The sequence below is a fragment of the Virgibacillus dokdonensis genome (assembly GCF_900166595.1).
GTDB lineage: Bacteria > Bacillota > Bacilli > Bacillales > Amphibacillaceae > Virgibacillus > Virgibacillus dokdonensis.
The window spans coordinates 42754-62440 of the sequence record NZ_LT745751.1 but is presented as its reverse complement, the minus strand read 5'-3'; the positions used below and the strand labels follow the sequence as shown (position 1 = coordinate 62440).

Annotated in this window: 15 protein-coding genes, 1 tRNA gene and 1 rRNA gene; 1 reads left to right on the top strand and 16 read right to left on the bottom strand. The window is 38.5% G+C overall.

The genetic code is table 11. From position 1 onward, the window contains the following. From B2C77_RS00370 to spoIIE, 16 genes are all read right to left on the bottom strand, one after another. Nucleotides 1-474, bottom strand: a 16S ribosomal RNA gene (locus B2C77_RS00370); the annotation flags it as partial. A gap of 865 nt (nucleotides 475-1339) precedes the next feature. Further along, nucleotides 1340-2824 (bottom strand): lysine--tRNA ligase, encoded by a 1485-nt coding sequence (gene lysS / locus B2C77_RS00365; protein ID WP_077701812.1) that lies wholly within the window; start codon nucleotides 2822-2824, stop codon nucleotides 1340-1342. Between the two features lie 265 nt (nucleotides 2825-3089). Then, nucleotides 3090-3311, bottom strand: coding sequence for a helix-turn-helix domain-containing protein (locus B2C77_RS00360; RefSeq protein ID WP_077701811.1), 222 nt, complete (start codon nucleotides 3309-3311; stop codon nucleotides 3090-3092). Further along, nucleotides 3281-3799 carry a 2-amino-4-hydroxy-6-hydroxymethyldihydropteridine diphosphokinase gene (gene folK / locus B2C77_RS00355; protein WP_077701810.1) on the bottom strand — a complete coding sequence of 173 codons (519 nt, stop codon included), beginning with the start codon at nucleotides 3797-3799 and terminating at the stop codon, nucleotides 3281-3283. The genes B2C77_RS00360 and folK overlap by 31 nt, the downstream gene beginning before the upstream one ends. Further along, nucleotides 3796-4161, bottom strand: a complete 366-nt coding sequence (folB, locus tag B2C77_RS00350; RefSeq protein WP_077701809.1) for a dihydroneopterin aldolase — start codon at nucleotides 4159-4161, stop codon at nucleotides 3796-3798. The genes folK and folB overlap by 4 nt, the downstream gene beginning before the upstream one ends. Before the next feature lie 4 nt (nucleotides 4162-4165). Then, the gene (gene folP / locus B2C77_RS00345) at nucleotides 4166-4987 is read right to left on the bottom strand and encodes a dihydropteroate synthase (RefSeq protein ID WP_077701814.1); all 822 of its coding nucleotides are present in this window, start codon (nucleotides 4985-4987) and stop codon (nucleotides 4166-4168) included. Nucleotides 4988-5257: 270 nt separating this feature from the next. Next, nucleotides 5258-6187, bottom strand: a complete 930-nt coding sequence (cysK, locus tag B2C77_RS00340) for a cysteine synthase A (RefSeq protein ID WP_077701808.1) — start codon at nucleotides 6185-6187, stop codon at nucleotides 5258-5260. Nucleotides 6188-6321: 134 nt separating this feature from the next. Next, entirely contained in the window at nucleotides 6322-7221 is a 900-nt protein-coding gene (locus tag B2C77_RS00335) for a peptidylprolyl isomerase (RefSeq protein ID WP_077701807.1), read from the bottom strand. Nucleotides 7222-7823: 602 nt separating this feature from the next. After that, nucleotides 7824-8708, bottom strand: a complete 885-nt coding sequence (gene hslO, locus B2C77_RS00330; protein WP_077701806.1) for an Hsp33 family molecular chaperone HslO — start codon at nucleotides 8706-8708, stop codon at nucleotides 7824-7826. 219 nt (nucleotides 8709-8927) lie between these two features. Then, the gene (locus tag B2C77_RS00325; RefSeq protein ID WP_077701805.1) at nucleotides 8928-9713 is read right to left on the bottom strand and encodes a type III pantothenate kinase; all 786 of its coding nucleotides are present in this window, start codon (nucleotides 9711-9713) and stop codon (nucleotides 8928-8930) included. Between the two features lie 371 nt (nucleotides 9714-10084). Beyond that, nucleotides 10085-12148, bottom strand: coding sequence for an ATP-dependent zinc metalloprotease FtsH (gene ftsH, locus B2C77_RS00320; RefSeq protein WP_077701804.1), 2064 nt, complete (start codon nucleotides 12146-12148; stop codon nucleotides 10085-10087). Between the two features lie 409 nt (nucleotides 12149-12557). Then, nucleotides 12558-13100: a hypoxanthine phosphoribosyltransferase gene (gene hpt / locus B2C77_RS00315; protein ID WP_073011461.1), complete on the bottom strand. Its 543-nt coding sequence runs from the start codon at nucleotides 13098-13100 to the stop codon at nucleotides 12558-12560. Between the two features lie 14 nt (nucleotides 13101-13114). Further along, nucleotides 13115-14509 carry a tRNA lysidine(34) synthetase TilS gene (gene tilS / locus B2C77_RS00310; protein ID WP_077701803.1) on the bottom strand — a complete coding sequence of 465 codons (1395 nt, stop codon included), beginning with the start codon at nucleotides 14507-14509 and terminating at the stop codon, nucleotides 13115-13117. A 65-nt stretch (nucleotides 14510-14574) separates the two neighbouring features. Then, entirely contained in the window at nucleotides 14575-15519 is a 945-nt protein-coding gene (prkT, locus tag B2C77_RS00305) for a serine/threonine protein kinase PrkT (protein ID WP_077701802.1), read from the bottom strand. Then, nucleotides 15485-16222: a VWA domain-containing protein gene (locus B2C77_RS00300; RefSeq protein ID WP_077701801.1), complete on the bottom strand. Its 738-nt coding sequence runs from the start codon at nucleotides 16220-16222 to the stop codon at nucleotides 15485-15487. The genes prkT and B2C77_RS00300 overlap by 35 nt, the downstream gene beginning before the upstream one ends. A 161-nt stretch (nucleotides 16223-16383) precedes the next feature. After that, complete coding sequence (spoIIE, locus tag B2C77_RS00295; protein WP_077701800.1) at nucleotides 16384-18834, bottom strand: stage II sporulation protein E; 2451 nt, start codon at nucleotides 18832-18834, stop codon at nucleotides 16384-16386. Between the two features lie 632 nt (nucleotides 18835-19466). Here spoIIE and B2C77_RS00290 point away from each other — a divergent pair. After that, nucleotides 19467-19540, top strand: a tRNA-Met gene (locus tag B2C77_RS00290). The last annotated feature ends 147 nt before the right edge of the window (nucleotides 19541-19687 follow it).

The following is a 19687-nucleotide window of genomic DNA, read 5'->3' as shown; positions in this document are numbered from 1 at the left end:
TTCTTCCCTAACAACAGAGTTTTACGATCCGAAAACCTTCATCACTCACGCGGCGTTGCTCCGTCAGACTTTCGTCCATTGCGGAAGATTCCCTACTGCTGCCTCCCGTAGGAGTCTGGGCCGTGTCTCAGTCCCAGTGTGGCCGATCACCCTCTCAGGTCGGCTACGCATCGTTGCCTTGGTGAGCCTTTACCTCACCAACTAGCTAATGCGCCGCGGGCCCATCTGTAAGTGACAGCATATGCCGCCTTTTAACATTGCGTCATGCGACGCTTTGTTTCATCCGGTATTAGCCCCGGTTTCCCGGAGTTATCCCAGTCTTACAGGTAGGTTGCCCACGTGTTACTCACCCGTCCGCCGCTCGTTCCACAAGCGTCACTCCCGAAGGAGATCTGCTTGCTTCCCGCGCTCGACTTGCATGTATTAGGCACGCCGCCAGCGTTCGTCCTGAGCCAAGATCAAACTCTCCATAAAAGTTTGTGATGATGAACACCGTTCTTCATCATTCTTAGCTTCTTCTGAGATTTCTCTCAGTTTATTTCTTAAGAAAAACAGGGTTTGTTTTTCCTTGACATACTGGTTGTTTTGTTCAGTTTTCAAAGAGCAAATATATCGCAGTTGCTTTTTTGCGAGTCAACCACTTAATTATACCATCTTGATCCGCGCTTGTCAACAACTTTTTTATTAAATTGTCGGCATTTCAAATTGGCGACTTTATTAATATAACACTCATTTAAAACAAAGTCAATATATTTTTTGTTTTTTGTTGCTGTTTTTCAAATCTAGTTTGTTGATTTGTTTAAGCAACGTTAATTAATTTACCATGTTTAAAAGCGAAAATCAAGCTTTTTTCAAAAAAAGTATTTTAGGAAATTTATTTCTATTGTTTACACTATTCTTTCATTTTATTCTGAGCAGAATTGAAGGTATAAATCCCTTCACATAAAGCACAGAGTCGCTGTTTCTCTCCACGCACCAAAAAATGATACTCTTAAAGAACTTTTATACGAACGAGGTAAATTAGAGTTCTGTATTTATAAATAAGAAAGTAGGTTTAGCCCAGGTAGTGGCAAGACTCACACTCCACTTCCGAATCTCAGGAAAAAGGCGAGCCCAACCAGTCTTATGTGGTAGAGAATAACACCTATATCCCTTTTTATAAGTGGCGTTTAGATCATATCCTCCAACTACTAAACAATCGTGCTGAATAACAGACCTACCTTGAATAGGAAGATATACTCAATAAGATGCATGCAGGTTTACAGAAGCGCTCAAACAAAAAAACACAAGGAAAGTGATAATAAATCTGATCTCCTTGTGTTTTTTACAACACATACTTCTATTCTTTATTTTTCATCTGTGGAAATAATAATACATCTCGGATGGAAGCTGAATTTGTTAACAACATTACGAGACGGTCTACACCTATACCTAACCCACCAGTTGGCGGAAGCCCATATTCTAGTGCTTCTAAGAAATCTGTATCCATATAATGAGCTTCATCATTTCCAGCTGCCCTTTCTTTCACTTGCGCTTCAAATCGTTCACGCTGATCAATTGGATCATTTAACTCACTAAATGCATTTGCATGTTCTCGTCCAACAATAAACAATTCAAATCGATCGGTAAATCGTTCATCTTGTTTGTTTTTCTTAGCTAAAGGTGAAACTTCTACAGGATGACCGTAGATAAACGTTGGCTGAATTAAATCTTCTTCCACTGTTTGTTCAAAAAACTCATTTACAATGTGGCCATATGTCATGGTTTCAGTAATTTCTACGCCATACTCCTTCGCTAAAGCTCGGGCTTCATCATCGCTCATCTGTGGCCAGAAATCAATGCCCGTTTTTTCTTTAATCGCATCGACTATATGTTTTCTCGTCCATTTTGGAGCCAAGTTCACTTCATGCTCGCCATAAGTTACTGTTGTCGTACCTAAAACTTCCTTAGAGATATGCGCAACAAGTCGCTCTGTTAAATCCATAATGTCATGATAATCAGCATAAGCCTCATACAATTCTATCATCGTAAATTCTGGATTATGTCTTGTGGAAATTCCTTCATTACGAAACACACGACCAATTTCGTAAACCTTTTCCAAGCCACCAACGATTAATCTTTTTAAATGCAATTCTATAGCAATACGCATATAGAGTTCTACATCTAACGCATTATGATGGGTAATAAAAGGTCTTGCTGTAGCGCCTCCTGGTATGCCATGTAACATAGGCGTTTCCACCTCTAAAAATCCTTGGCCATCTAAGTAACGGCGCATTGCTTGAATAATCTTACTGCGCAATACAAATGTCTCTTTACTATCCATGTTCGTAATTAAATCCAGATAACGTTGACGGTATCGCTGCTCAATATCTTTCAAACCATGATATTTCTCTGGTAAAGGCCGTAAAGATTTAGTAAGTAGTTGGAAATCCGTCACTTTAACAGACAACTCTCCTACCTTCGTTTTAAACATAACCCCAGTTACACCGACAATGTCACCAATATCACTCGTTTTAAAAACCTCATATGCAGCTTCTCCGACAGAATCTTTACGAACATAAAGCTGTATTTGGCCACTAATATCTTGAATATGAGCAAAGCCTGCTTTTCCTTTCCCTCGCTTCGTCATCATTCTTCCTGCGATCGTCACTTGCTCTTTCTTACTTTCCAATTCTTCCTTAGAATATCGATCATATAAATCCTTTAATTCACTTGCAACATGAGAACGGGGGAATCGCTCTCCGAAAGGGTTTATTCCCTGTTCTTTTAATTGCTGCATTTTTTCTTTACGTACTCGCATATGCTCATTTATTTCTTCAGACACCCTAAATTCACTCCAGTCCTTTTCTATAGGTAAAAGTATAAACGATATTTATATAAACTTCATGTGTTGCATTATTTCTGTTAAAATCACAAAGTAAATGTCTTAATTGTCAACAAGTTATCTATCTAACTCACTTTCCTAAACAAACATCTAAGACAAAGTTATTGATAATTGCCATCGAAATGCAATTACAACTCAATTAGAAAACATAGCATCACCTATGGGAGAGATCATTGACCTCTCATTTTCTACCTTCCATGCTTTATTAACCTGTATTATCCTCATCGTAAAGCATAAGCTCTTCTTTAGAGATATCAAGTGTATGCACTACTATGTCTAAAAGATCATCAGAAATCGGCTTAACACCTCGCTCTATACTGCCAATAACAGACAGTGGAACACAAAGCTTTTTGGCAAATTCCACCTGGGTATACCCTTTTAATTTACGAAAAGCTTTTATTCGTCTACCGAATCTTTTTTGGTCCATTTCACTACATCCTTTAAGTCATTTCCTGGCAGTTCCGTTACAACCATACTTACTTCTTTTTCTCCATTAGGTAATGGCAATATAGCTTGTGGTGCAATTTCGTTTAAAGGTACAAGTACAAATGCACGTTCATGCATGCGCGGATGCGGAATTGTTAAACGCTCCATTTCTATATTTTCTTGATTATATAATAAAATGTCAAGGTCTATTGTACGAGGACCAAAGCGAATGATTCGTTTCCTGCCTAATTCGTTTTCTATTTGTTGACAGTATGCTAATAGTTCCAATGGTAAGCAACTGGTCTCCACTTCTATGACCATATTTAAAAAATCATTTTGCTCCGTATAGCCTACAGGTGCTGTCTGGTAGATAGATGATGTTTTTGTGATATGAATTTGTGCATGTTCCTGTAATAGACGTACGCCTTCTTTTAAAAAATTTTCTCTTGGTTCGATATTGGTTCCTAATGCTATATATACGTGATTCATTTTACCTTCTCCCTATATATCTCTACGGCCACAGAATGGTATTGACCTGGAATCGGTGGATCTGGCTTAATAAGCTTTATGTTACATGCTTCAAGTATATCAAATGACGTTAATAACTTTTCTGCAATATTTTCAGCCACCGATTCGATTAGTTGTTTCGCTTCCCCCTCCACAATTTCCCTAATATATTCATAGGCTTGCCCGTAGTGAATCGAATCATTCATATCGTCACTGTTTCCAGGCTTGCTTAAATCTAGATAGAGCGTAGCGTCCACTTGAAAACGTTGCCCTAATTTATTTTCTTCTGGTAGCAATCCATGAAAACCATAAAATTGCAGTTGTTGTAAAAGTATTTTATCCATATCCTCAACCTCTTTTTACATGAAGCATTGCATCCATCATTTTAGCAAGCTGTCCATTTGTTTTTACATCATGTACCCGAATGATTTGAGCGCCTTTCATAACTCCCATGCAAGTTGTTGCCCCTGTACCAATATCACGATTTTGTGGAGGTTCATCCAAGATATGCCCTATGAATCGTTTCCTAGAAGTTCCTAAAAGTAGTGGATATCCTAGCTCGGAAAAACGCTCTAATTGATTCATGACGAGTAGATTATGTTCTGCCGTCTTCGCAAAACCAATACCAGGATCGATAATAATTTGTTCATGTAAAACGCCTGCATCTAGCGCAATATTTATGCTTTCTTCCAAATCCGTGAGCATATCAGGAATTAAATCTTGATAATTCATGTTCGTTCGATTATGCATTAATATAATCGGAACGTTATACATTTTAGCTACTTTCGCAATGTCTGGCTCTCGTTTAGCACCCCACACATCGTTAATCATATCAGCACCTGCATCTAATCCCGCTTTGGCAGTCTCCGCTTTATATGTATCAATCGAAATTGGTATGCTGACATGCTTCTTTACTTCACGAATAATAGGAACCACACGTGCAATTTCTTCTTCCTGAGAAACCGGCTCGTGATTAGGTCGTGTAGATTCACCGCCAATATCAAGTATATGTGCACCATCTTTCTCCAGCTTTACGGCTTGTTCAATAGCACTTTTAACCGTATTATAATTTCCGCCATCTGAAAAAGAATCCGGCGTGACGTTTATTATACCCATAATGAGTGTGCGATCCGTTAAATCATACGATTGTTTTTTCGTTATTAATCGCATCATTCTTCAGTCCTTCTTTCTACCTTTTCTCTTATCGTATCATACTATGTTTTGGCAAGCGACCTGTTTATATTACGTAAGCAAGATTGACGTTCGTATTTTCGTTATGTTTGAACGTATTGTTATGTAAACACATGTTAGTTATTTACAATTAAAAAACTTACCTTATCACCATGGTATAAATTTTTCTTATTCTGGTCCTTCATTGCAATCGAAAAAACCAGTACCTAGCATTGGTACCGGTTTTTCTTGGGCAGAGATCGCTACTACTTAATCTTCATCTCCAAATTGATAAAGTGGTGTTGATAAATACCTTTCCCCATTATCTGGAAAAATGGCCAATATTTTTTTTCCTTTTCCTAGCTTTTTGGCTACTTTCTTTGCTGCGGCTATAGCTGCACCTGCAGAAACGCCTCCAAGAATGCCGTTATTCGTGGCAACTTCGCGGGCAACTTCATATGCTTCATCATTTTTAATTTGGTATATATCATCATATATTTCTGTATTTAAAATACTTGGCACAAACCCTGCACCTATTCCTTGTATCTTATGGGGACCAGGCTTTTCCCCAGACAGAACTGCTGAAGACGCTGGTTCAACAGCAAAAACTTGCAGACGATCGAAATGTTCTTTTAAAACTTTTCCTGCTCCAGTGATGGTTCCTCCTGTGCCAATACCAGCAATAAAAGCATCTAATCCATCACTCATTTGGGCGATGATCTCTTTACCCGTTGTACTTTCATGAATATCAGGGTTTGCAAAATTATTAAATTGCTGTGGCATAAAGTAGCCATGTGCTTTTTGTAACTCTTCTGCTTTATGAATAGCACCCTTCATTCCTTCTGCTCCTGGAGTTAGCACAAGCTCTGCTCCATAAGCTCGTAAAAGATTACGACGTTCTAAACTCATCGTATCAGGCATAACTAGGATTGCTTTATAATCTTTTGCAGCTGCAACCATCGCTAAGCCTATCCCTGTATTACCACTTGTTGGCTCTATAATCGTATCTCCTGGCTTTAACTTGCCCTCTCGTTCCGCAGCTTCCACCATGGCTAAAGCAATTCGATCCTTTACGGAGCTACCTGGATTCATAAATTCCAACTTCACATAAATATCTGCACTATTTTCATCTACAATACCTTTTAATTTCACAATCGGAGTCTCACCAATTAATTCTGCTACACTTTGAGCAACTTTCATTTTTCAGCCTCCTAATCCCTAGTTAATCGATAAGTTTAATACTAATTTACGCTGTTCCTTAAAAAATGTCAACGAATCAAATTGAATCTATAGATATTTGGGCTTAAAAAATACCTTGCTTTTCTTAAGCTACTCTATTCAGAATAAATCCATTCAATATCCTGACTTTCCCACAGCGGATCAGCTTCTAAGGTTTGTTTCTTCTCCTGTAAAGCTAATTCACTCATTATATACGGTTTCATTTCTTCATACGTAAAGGTTATTGAAGGCAGTTTTCGATGAAGGTAGATGAGCGCAACCTCTCCTCCCACCTCAAAAGGTTCACTATAAGAGAACTCCTGCAAATTATTGACAATCACTTCGTAACTATCTGGAAAGTATTGGCTTTCTGTAGATAGATACCCTAAATATCCTCCAACCCCACGCGTTTCTTCATCGACAGAATACTCTTGGGCTAGTAAATTAAAAGACGCCCCCTGTTCTAATTCATTGTATACCTTCTCAGCAGTTTTCATTTCTTTTACAATAATATGGGACAGTTGCATCGAAGCTGTAAAATTATATTGCTCGCCATATGTTTCATAATGCTCTTTCATCGTATCATCCGATACCGAAACATCTTCTGTTAATAACCTCTCCAGCTGATAGCGATGTCGAATATCCTTTTCCCACTTCGCTTCCAAATCTTCATATTCTGATTCGGTTAGAACACCTTGCATAGCAAGCAACAGAGATATCTCTCTTTCAATCACTTTATCACTTATGGAAATGTCTCTTTCGTTCGCTAATTGGCTTACAATTTCCCGATCAATCATCGCTTTTAAATGTTCTTCACCATATGTATCACGTAAAGCCTTTCGCCACTCCTCAATGCTTATTTCTTCTCCATTAACGGTGGCTGCAGCTTCGTTATTTTTATACTTCTTGCCATTACCTGTTTCAATATCTACTTCTTCTTGGTTCCATACGAACAAAGTGGCGATATTTGTTACTAACAATAGGACAATTATACCTAACATTAACTTCTTTGACATGCGTTATTCCCCCTATTATAAACTGAATATTCAATTAAATAGGACTTGCTTCACTACCAATTTTTGCTTAGCAACGAAAGCGTACAATCTATAGAATATAAACGGAATTTATTTGTACATAATGATATTTTCATGTTGAAGAGAAAGTTCTTGACCTCATTGGAATAACGCGGAACATGACTAGTGAGGGTTTTTGCATGGTTTATAGTAATAATCCGTCAATGTACAGCTAAAAAGTTGTGTTTTTCTCTAATACTTCCAAAATGTGATAGTTACGTACATCTTCCATTAACTGTGATTCTTCTCCTATGTACTATTATCTCCCACTTAGACATATCTAGCATACATTCCTAATTCTAAAAAGTTAGATTTAGAAGCACTTCATATGTAAGCTAAGATGAATCTACCCAATGACTATGGGAGGGGATTATTCCTCCCACATTCATTTTAGTCACGAAGCAGACAATGTAAGCGAAGGTGCTTATCGTAGGGTGATTTCGTGAAGTTGCCCAGTTGCTGGGCGATGAAGCCGGACGTGGCTATTCGGTGTTTCCTTATCCCCAAGCACCTCATTTTATACTTTCTTATTTTATTATAAAAACTTAATTTTCACTCAAGCTTTGCTTTAAAAGACGCAAATCTTCTTCTGCAAACTGATACGTCTTATTGCAAAAATGGCAGCTTGCTTCAGCTCCATGATCTTCTTCTATCATACTTTGGATTTCCGCTTCCCCAAGACCTTGAATAGCTCGCTCAACACGTTCTTTAGAACATCTACAGTGAAATTCCATCGGTAATGATTCATGTATTTTAATTTCCTGACCTCTAAATAAACGTTGCAAAATTTGCTCTGGTGTATTTCCTTCGCGGATAAGGGAAGAAATCGGTGGAAAAGATTGAATTTGCTCTTCTAGCTGTTGAATAACTTCATCACTAGCTCCAGGCATAAGCTGTACAATAAATCCTCCAGCTGCTAAAATACTATGATCAGGATTAACTAAAACACCAGCCCCAACAGCTGAAGGATTTTGCTCGGAATTTGCAAAATAATAGGTAAAATCCTCGCTTATTTCCCCGGAAATAATTGGAACTTCTCCTGTAAAATAATCTTTTAAGCCTAAATCTTTTATAACACTAATGCTTCCTTCTTTCCCAACTGCTCTAGCAACATCTAGTTTCCCTTTTTCATTTAGTTCAAAATCTACATGCGGATTCATTACATAGCCACGAACATGTCCTTTTGCATCTGCATCAGCAATGATTGCTCCTAAAGGGCCCGTTCCCATCACCTTTGTAGTAATAGAATCCTCCCCTTTTAACATAGCACCCATCATACCAGTAATTGTAAGTGTTCTTCCTAGAGCAGCCGAGGCAGTTGCCCATGTATCATGCCGTTGACGTGCCTCTTCCACTGTATTTGTAGAAAGCGCTGCATAAGCACGCACCATTCCATTATAAGCCGTTGCTTTTATAATAAAGTCTTTCACAAGTCTTTTCTCCCTTCTTGTGTAAATAATAAGATCAGTAGACGGTCCGTTTATACCCCAGTTGCCATGCTGTTATTTCCATTTCCCTATATTTGAAGTAGTAGTCTTACAGCAACCTATATTCAGGATACATTAGTAAATCAACCATCTTAGTGAACAGCAAAAATGTATAACCCATCTCATCAAGTTAAGGCTTTATAGACACCTATCGTAGACGATTTAGAAATTATTATTAGAATCTTTATTCCTATCATAAATTATTCGCAAACCTTTTAAGGTTAAATATGGATCAACTTGATGAATGACTTCTGATTCATTAGCTATCAAAGCTGCTAAACCGCCAGTTGCAATAACTGTTGTACTCGTATTCATTTCTATTTCCATACGGCGAACGATTCCATCTACTTGTCCTACATATCCATAAACAACCCCAGATTGCATAGCTTCTACAGTAGATGTTCCAATAACATGGGGCGGTGCTTGTATTTCAATTTTTGGTAATTTTGAAGCTCTATTGTACAAGGCTTCCATTGCCACATTTAAGCCAGGAGTAATGACGCCGCCATAATATTCTTTTTTTTCATTTATATAGCAGTAAGTAGTTGCTGTCCCAAAATCAATAATGATAAGTGGTGCGCCATATTCTTCTATAGCGCCTACTGCATTAACAATTCGATCTGCCCCAATTTCTTTCGGATTGGGATACTGCATTTTTAAATAATTATGTACAGGTTCCTTCCCAATAATCATCGGTTCTATTTGAAAATAGTCCTTGCACATCTTTTCTAACGCGTACATAATTGGCGGTACGACAGAAGAAATAATGACTCCGGATATATCGGAATTAGAAATGCCTTTGTAAGCAAACAGGGATTGCATTAACATGCCGTATTCATCCTCTGTTTTATGTCGATCCGTTTTAATTCTCCATTGGTGCTTTAAATTTTCTCCTTCAAAGACCCCCAATACGGTATTTGTATTCCCAACATCTAGTACAAGTAACATATGGTTCCAAACCTCTCTTTGTTCAAACTCTTCCTAGTTCCTTTGTTCCTATAGGAAAGTATAAAACTTTATTGTTTGTAGTATAAGAAAAACAATAGCTTCGCCAAAAAGACTTGTTGGCAAGCCAACTTTTTCTAACTGATTTTTAATATACCACATTTATTTTGCTATGAATATGTAGAGGTTCTATAACTTAAAATATTTAAAAATGCTCCATTGTCCGTTTACAAGTGCTAGCGTTTATTAATTAATTAGCATGTTTGTTTAGATAGTATCCCACATGCCAGCTTGAATACTTCAAATCTCATACTCCCTCATAGCATAAAACAACTCCCCACTTTAACCAAAGTTATAGCAGGGAGTTGTTCCGGTTACTTTTCATCATCTTCTGATGAAGGTTTATTGTCCGTTGTTATTTCATCCAAAGATGAAGGTTTTTGCTCTTTTGATGTTGTATCATCATTAGGACGTGTAGGTGGCTTATTATCCGTTGTGATATCTTCTTTTTTCTCTTGTTGTTTATTTAGTGCTTTTTCCTTTGCCTGTTCATACGTCTCTGGCGCTTCATCTTTTGGTTTAATATTCACTTTCATATCATCTTCTTCCGGTTCAGGAAGGACGCCTTTTTCAAATAATGATTTTATTTGTTTTGCATCTAGTGTTTCCACTTCAAGTAAAGTTTTAGCAATCAATTCAAGCTTATCTTTATGCTCGGTAAGAATTGCTTTCGCACGATCATAACAGTAATTAATAAAGTTTTGCATTTCTTGATCAATCTCGTGCGCTATTGCATCACTATACTGTTGATCATTGCTAAGATCGCGACCTAAAAATACTTGACCACCGCCAGAAGTAAACTGTAAAGGTCCAATCCGATCACTCATACCGTACTCGGTAATCATCTTACGAGCGATAGCTGTTGCTCGCTGAAAGTCGTTATGAGCTCCAGTACTTACTTCTCCGAAGATAACTTCTTCCGCTACACGACCACCCAAAAGACCTGTTATTTTGTCAAAAAGCTCTGGTTTCGTCATAAAGTAACGGTCTTCCTTAGGTAACATGACCGCATAACCGCCCGCTTGGCCACGTGGTACAATGGTAACCTTATGAACGATATCCGCATCATCTAAAACCATTCCGATAACGGTATGCCCACTTTCATGATACGCTACAATGTCTCGCTCTTTTTCAGAAATCACTCTGCTTTTCTTAGCAGGTCCCGCAATAACGCGGTCTATTGCTTCATCCACATCAAGCATTTCAATTTTATTACTGTCTCGTCTTGCTGCTACTAATGCTGCTTCATTTAGTAAGTTCTCCAAATCAGCACCTGAAAAACCAGGCGTACGCATAGCAATTGTTTTTAAATCAACATCCTCCGCTAGCGGCTTGTTTCTAGCATGTACTTCTAAAACCTCTTTACGTCCCTTCACATCTGGACGGTCTACCATAATTTGTCGATCAAAACGGCCTGGTCGTAATAAAGCAGGATCTAAAATGTCAGCACGGTTCGTTGCTGCCATAATGATAATCCCTTCGTTAGCACCAAAACCATCCATCTCTACAAGCAATTGGTTTAAAGTTTGTTCACGCTCATCATGACCACCGCCAAGGCCCGCTCCACGCTGTCTACCAACTGCGTCTATTTCGTCTATAAAAATGATACAAGGAGCATTCTTTTTTGCGTTTTCAAACAAATCACGTACACGCGAAGCACCAACACCAACAAACATCTCCACAAAGTCTGAACCACTTATAGAGAAAAAGGGTGTACCAGCTTCTCCTGCTACGGCACGTGCTAATAATGTTTTACCAGTTCCTGGAGGTCCCACTAAAAGTACACCTTTCGGAATTCTAGCACCAACAGCAGAGAATTTTCTTGGATCTTTTAGAAAGTCAACTACCTCTACTAGTTCTTGTTTCTCTTCATCAGCACCCGCTACATCTTTAAAGCGAACTTTCTTTTTATCTTCACTATACATTTTTGCCTTACTCTTCCCAAAGTTCATAACGCGACCGCCGCCGCCTCCACCTTGGGCTTGACTAAGTATAAAGAAAAAGAGAAGTCCAATGATTAAAAACGGAATCATTGTAGTTAAAAGCGTTACCCACATACTCGGTTGCTCTTCTTCTTCTACAAAAAGGTCACTTTGTTCATTTGCTTGTTCCGTAATGGAAGAAATAATATCTGTATTATCTGGAACTTGCGCAACAAACGGCTTTTCTTCGTCTTCTAATACACCTTCGTAACGAATAATACCGTTAGCTGGTTGCATGGTCATTTCTTTAATCTCACCATTATTTAAAGCATCCATAAATTGCTTAACATTATATTCTTTTGCTTCTTCATTTTGCCCACTGAACAGTGAAATAACCGAAATAATCACAAGGACAATCACTATCCAGAAAACTGCATTCCGAAATATCCGGCTCATTGCTTACCTCCTCCCAAGCGGGGAAAAACTATATTACATCGTACCATACTAAAAAGTTGGAATACAACTAATTTACCTTAAAAATAGGATAAACGGAAACTTCATTTTGTCGGAGTTTACCGTCACCTTGTATTGGTTGCTTATACTATAAAGATATTTAGAAAACACGGTTTGTCGCCAAGCCCTTATGAAGATAAAATTTGTAGTTTCTTATACGATAAACTTCTTTCATTCGTTTGATTAGAAAAGAAAGACATTTGTCTGCAAATTTTTCAAAAACTTAACAGCTAACTAACTACAAACCATCATGGTTTCCTATTCGTAGATCCATTCAAGCATTTGGTATTGTTGTACACTACGTAACCTTGTCTAAATCTTCCTATGCTACAACTACTTTGGTGGTAAATTTTTATTCCCCACCATATACTTCTGGCTTTAACACACCAATATAAGGCAAGTTTCTATATTTCTCTTGGTAGTCTAACCCATAGCCTACAACAAATTCATTAGGCACTTCAAAACCAATCATGTCCGCTTTGATGTCCGCAGTTCTTCCTGTCGGCTTATCTAATAATGTAACAATTTTAACAGAATTAGCCTTGCGATATTTAAATAAATCCACTAAATAACGTAAAGTTAAACCGCTATCGATAATGTCTTCGATGATAAGCAAATCGCGTCCTTCCACCTTTGTATCAAGGTCTTTAACAATCTTTACTTCACCAGAAGAACGCATTTCTTTGCCATAGCTAGAGACATCCATAAAATCCATCTCTAAATACGTCTCTGTATAGCGTAAAATATCGGACATAAACGGCATAGCACCTTTTAACACACCGATAGCTAGTGGAAACTTGCCATCATACTCCCTCGTTAATTGTTCCCCTAATTCTTTACACTTATTTGCAATTTCCTCCTGTGATATTAACACTTCTTTAATATCATTATGCATATATCCTGCTCCTCCTACCTGTTGCCATCTTGAAAATATAATTGTATTTGTGAGGTATTCATCTGAGGTTTTGCAACGGCTGCTTTTCGCAAACCGACTAACCATAGAATTTCCCCGTCATTATCTGTCACTAACGGCCATGTTGCTCGTTGATGACGAGGCACTTTTGCATCAATGAAAATATCCTTTAGTTTCTTCCTTCCGTTTAACCCGGCTACACGCATTTTATCGCCTTGTTTTCGGGTTCTTATATGTAATGGAAGTGCTACCTGATTAACGGGAATGGTAAGGCTATACTTCGTTTGTTCCGTTACCGCTTCACCGCATTCAGCATACATCACGGAGCCATCAGGTAAAATTGTTTGCCCTGGGATACTTATTAACTTATGATATGATGATGAGCTAGAAAGGTCATCACGAAAGTAACACCTTATTTGATCGTAGGACTTCTCTACTTTTAGTCCAGCGGGGAAATCGATCTGTGCATTGCCCGTTTGATGGTAAATCAATGCCAAAAATTGCTCTTCATGTACATAAGACAAACTGTCAGGAACATCCACATACAGATAGTTTAATATTAGATGATAGGCACGTCTTTGTAAAGCAAATGCATACGTTTTAAACGCATGAATTTCAAATGATAATTGTAGCCTTGCTGAATCAAAACATACAACAGCGTCTACCATTTTTTTTGCTTCTTGCAAAATATAAGCGCCGTCAATAGCTAATGTTTCACTTAAATGTTGCACAGTTGTATGTAAGTTGCTATTTTTTTGTTTTAACATTGGTACAATATGCTGCCTGACATAATTACGTGTGTATACCGTTTCTTCGTTAGAAGGATCTAGTCGCGGTACAATCTGATGCGCTTGACAATAGTCCCATATGTCACCTTTTGTTACACAAAGAAGCGGTCGCACAATCCAACCATTAGAAAAGGAACGTTTAACAGGTATCCCTTTAAAACTTTGAACATCAGCCGAACGAACAAGGCGCATCACCATCGTTTCAATTTGATCATCGCCGTGGTGGCCTAACGCTAAATAATCTGCCTTAAACTTCTCCATTTGCTCCTTAAATACAGTATAGCGTAACGTTCTTGCGGCTATTTGTGTTCCTTGTTTATTTTTTTGTTTCCAAGCAGGAACATTGACAGACGTAGAAACACATTCAATTTGCCATTGTTCACAGATATGTTTGACATAAGATACATCTGCTAATGATTCTTCCCCTCGAAGCTGATGATCAACGGTTATGGCAACAACTCGGAACCCCCAACTTTCCTTCATCGTGTTTAAATAATGCAATAATGCCATAGAGTCTGGCCCTCCAGAGACACCGACTAAAATCGTTGCTCCTTTCGTGAATAACTGATGTCGCTTCATAAACTGTCGCACTTTTTCTTCCATTTGTCCATCTCCAACAAACGCGGATTCTTTTTTTAACGTATAATGTAATCCTATCACAATACTTGTTACTGAAAAAGCAAAGAAACTGCATAATAAATGATTGCCAGTGCGGATATGCCTCCTATATCGATAAATAAGGAGGATGAATTTGTTTGCTGTCCATGTTGTTGATGAGCACGCATATTTTTTCGTTCTGTAGTATAAATTATTTTTAATAAGTCATTTTTCATCTGCTTACTCGTATGATAGTTTCCAACAAGCGCTTTCTTTAAAACCATACGATACGGTGCTAGCTCTTTTACACTATCAATTTTGCGAAACAACTGTTTTTGTGGAGAGGATTCTTTTGCAAATTGATTTGGATAATATACATGTAAAAAAACCATTGTAAACGCAAATAAGTCATAGCTTGCCTCTGCTTTTCTAGTCCCTAAGCCCCAATAGCCACGATCATAAAATTCTGTGTACTCCTTAATGGATCTCCCTATTTGGGTTGTTCCACCAACATCAACCCAACGAACTTTTGGAGGAGAGGAGACAACAAGCAAGTTATCAGCTTTTAAATCCCCAAACACCCAACCGCTTTGATGCAATTCTTGTAAAGCATCTAAAAGTTGTAGCATAAAAACACCAATCCATGCTTGTCCCCTTCGCTGAACGTAGCTAATTAGTGGCTCTCCGTGCAAATATTCCATCACATAAAAAGAATAGCATATTCCTTGTGGTGACGCCCAATCATCTACATCTAATAAAGAAGGCCCAAGCCGATTTCCTTGGACCTTTGCCAATGACCGAAGTACATTTACTTCTACCGTCATAGATGAACGTTTATCACTAATTTTTAATGCGGCCTGCTTCCCATTAGAAACACAAAGATATACAACGCCAATGGCTCCAGCGCCAAGCTTTCTTTGAATAAGATATGTTTTTCCATGCCATTTGCCGCGCAGCTTTATCCCTGGACGAATGTCATTATCAAGCTTCTTCCATTCCTGGCTGTTCATCTTCATACTTAAAGCCCCTCCGTAAGCTCTTCTTACCAAATTGATACATTGCTTCTCGAATAGCAGGTCCAGTCGGAGTGACTCCGCCACTTGTTAATTTAGGAAAGATAGAAGAAATGCTATCTAATGCTGGAGACCAATCTAATATCCTTTCCATTTGTTTTCGTTTTCCAGGGAAGCGGTAAATGGCAAACCGATTTCGTCCTATTCGTGCATTTAAACTGATGGATAAATCCATTAATGCTTCTTTTACAGTAGGTAGCTTATCATACATACTTGCACTTGTATCTACTAAAACAAGCACTTCTAGATCACAAGTCTCACCCATATCCTCTACTACTTCCATAATTTCTCCACGTTTTTCTGGTTCAAGATCTTCCATGGATTGGCCCTTACCTAATATTTGCTCCAATTCTTTATTAACAAATCCTTGCATTGTTTGCGTCATTGCTTGCTTGGTAACAGATTGCACAGTTTGCGACAGAGATTGCTTGTAAACAAGCTGACTAACACCCCCACCAGACAAAGCTATATCTTCTACTTCTTGCAAACTTTCATCTTGTTCTGCATGTCCATCATCTAATATGCCAATTACATTAACAGTAATCCCTTGTTGTTGCGCGATTGAAGCTACTGCAACCGGATCCTCCCCTTTGTTGGAACAACCATCTGTAATAAGTAATATTTGTTTTAAAGTGCCTTTTTTCAATCCAACTACCTCCCAACTTTTCAGTACCATCATCGCCATCTTTCCGCTTCTCTATACATAAATGGCTAGCGATTATGATAGATGGAAGGCAATGTTAGGAAGCAGCAGCAAGCCGTAAGCGCATTTTCTTTCCTCCCCCCCAGATTTGTGTCATATTGGCACTAGGAGGATACAGAATAGAGAGGTGCTCCAGCCCACCTAGGTGTATTCTTCTTTACCTTAGCAACAACGACCGTCATATCATCCTCAATTTCTCCACCTCTTGTACGAATCACCTCTTCTAAAATCAAGTCAGCTATTTCCTGTGGATCGTTTGTGCGCATGTCACGAATTTTACGCTTTAGCCATATATCCGTATTTTCAATATGTTTAGGACCTTCAAAAATACCGTCACTCATCATAATTAACAGATCATTAGGAAGCAACTGCTCACCAACGATATCAACATCAAATTCCTGGATAATCCCCATCGGTAAATTGCTTGCTTCAATTTTTAATAATTCATTTCCTCGCTTCACGAAGCTTGGTGAAGAACCAATTTTTAAAAATTGTACATATGCATTGTGCAAATCTATGACGGCTAAATCCAGCGTTGCAAACATTTCTTCGGTCGAACGTAAAGATAAAATTGAATTAATGGATTTAATGGCTACTTTTTCAGGTATACCTGTCTGCAATATTTGTTGCAGAAGCCTTAACGTTTCCACACTTTCTTCCTGCGCACGAGCACCATTTCCCATGCCATCACTAATTGCCATCGCATACTTTCCAGCGCCTAATTCTATCGTAGTGTAACTATCCCCAGATATAAGTCCACCTCCTTTTGCCGCATTAGCAGCACCTGTTTCTACTACAAACTCTCGCGCTGTTCCAAACGCCAAGTAACTATAACCATTTGGAAATGGCGCAATTTCTTCTTGCTTCACAACGATTACTTCAGATAAAATATCCGATAAAACAGGTGCTATTAGTTTGGCACCTTCCCCACGATATTCATAAAATGTTAATGTCATTTCAATGTCTACATTGCCTTTTTCCAAACTGTAAATCTCCAGTTTCTCTAATTCCATTCCTAATTGCTTTAATGCATGTATAATTTGCATTTCCTGTTGCTCATGGTGCTCGCGTTCTTTTAAAATTTCTTTCGCAAAATCTTCCATCACCTCCGAGACCCCTTGCAATTGATCAGCGACTAACTTCTTGCTTTCTAATACTTGTTGTTTTAACTTTTGGTTTGCTTCAAAATACGATACCTCTTCCTTCATGGCATCCAATACTTTTTGTGGCTTTACGCAAAAATTTTCAAATTCCCTTATGGTTGTTTTTGGCGGTTTCCCTCCTTCTTGTAACCCTTCCTTTAGCAATTCCATTAAGCTGTACGTTTTATCAAACTCCTTTTGCCAGCACCTTTCTTTCATAAAACAATTCTGACATGATTTTTCCGTAACTTGACTTAGAAAATAGTCCGTTTCTCGCCTTATCTCCTGCTCATCTTCTAAATGCGAATCGGCACTTGCAAAACTATTCGATAACGCTTGAAAAACACCAGAAAACTGCTCCACCCGTTGGGCTGTTACGTTGCGAACTTTTTGTAAATATTGTTCTTGTTCATTTGTATACTCCTCCGTCCCTGGAATAAGCCGAGACAGCTTTTTAAACCAGCCTGCTGGTGTAAGTAGAAAGAGGACAACTGCCATCGACGTCTCTATGATGGAAGGGATAAGCGCTGTCATATTCCCATAAATACCAATTAAGAACGTTCCAACAAATAACCCAATGGCTACACCAGGTTTTTTTCCCTCTTTTAATAATCCTCCTAAAAGTCCTGAAAATGCTAATAGACTCATTTGATATAAATTGGCAACATTGGCAAGTGACAAAATCAATCCTGTTACCACTCCAACCGTCGATCCTACAGCTGCTCCACCAACAAAAGCAAGAATAAGTACAAAATAACGAGCGAGTACCTGCTCCACAGCTGCTCCATAAAGCGTCCAACCAATCGTTCCTGTAAGAATGGAAGCAAGGAGAATAATCATACAGACAATTTCTTCGTTTTTTAACGCTGGATTATACCTTTTTGGTGATAATAACGGCATACTCTGCATAAATATTAAAACGAGAACCGTCCCTAACACCCCTTCTACGAACACAAGCATCCATTCATATGCTGCCAACTGCTGTTCTATCGAATATTGAAAAATTCGTGTACTTACAGAAGCAAGAAATACAAAAAACGGTATGAGTAACTGTTGATTTTTTGCTTGTTTAAATAGTCCTGCTAAAAACAGAAAAACAAATAACCCTAAAGCTGTAAAAATTCCATGGTCTACAGAATAGCTCAAAGCACCTATTAGTACGGCTATCATAGCTTTAGCCGCTTTTTCCTTATAGACAAGCCACATCGTCGCTAAGAAAGCTACCGCAAATGGCGAAACAGCTGATAAAATAACTGCCCGGCCTAATAAAAACCCAATCATGTAAAATAACCAGCCTCTATCCACTAAAACCATTTTCAGCTTTGCGTAAAGTAGACTCCTCAGCTTGTCCCACTGACTTGCCTGTTGAGCTATTAGTGCTTTAGGCTGTAACCTTGACATTGATTCCATCATAACCACCACTCCCTCTCTGTAAATCATATTTAACCACAATATGCGAACTGTTTTTGTCAAAACTTCAGAGCTTGTAAAAAAATCGTTCGACTACTTTTTACGGTTTAAACAGGATTCAACACGAACAAGCGTTAGGAAGAATGCAACTGTTTCGTTCGCTTTTATTCATGATTGATGGAGGAGACACCCTTTTTGACAAGACAAGAGCAATCATTCACAACATATCCCTTCTTGTAACAATTTGAAAAATATTTGCGAAAATATAGGAGATAAGATGGTTACACAAAAGAATGGGTAAAAACAAAGAACAAAGGCTCAGGGCGCTCGTTTAGCAACGTAGCAGTGGAACGAATCAACTAAAGTTTTAGGAATCATGCCACTAAAACAGGCGTATGCCGGCGCCCTCTGGCAAGCCCGTTTTTAGTCGGCCTTCCTATTTAGCACGAACCGATGGTGGCTTATCGTAGGGAGACTTCGTGAAATCGCCTAGTTTCTGGGCGCTTAAGCCGGACGTGGCTTATTCTGTTATTTCCTTATACCAAAGCATCTAATTTTTATCCTTTCTTATCTTTTTAAAAAAGGAGTTGACAGAGAGACGAACCTGCTGTATTATATTCCATGTTGACTTATTTGGCGGTGTAGCTCAGCTGGCGAGAGCGTACGGTTCATACCCGTGAGGTCGGGGGTTCGATCCCCTCCACCGCCATTAAAATAATAATGATGTAACAAATATCAAAACGATAAAAAAACAGAGATTAACTCAACGTTAATCTCTGTTTTTTTCGTATAGCAAAAGCGCCTTTTTCGACAACTAATAACAGGTAACAAAAGGCGCCGTGTATTCCACTTTGCA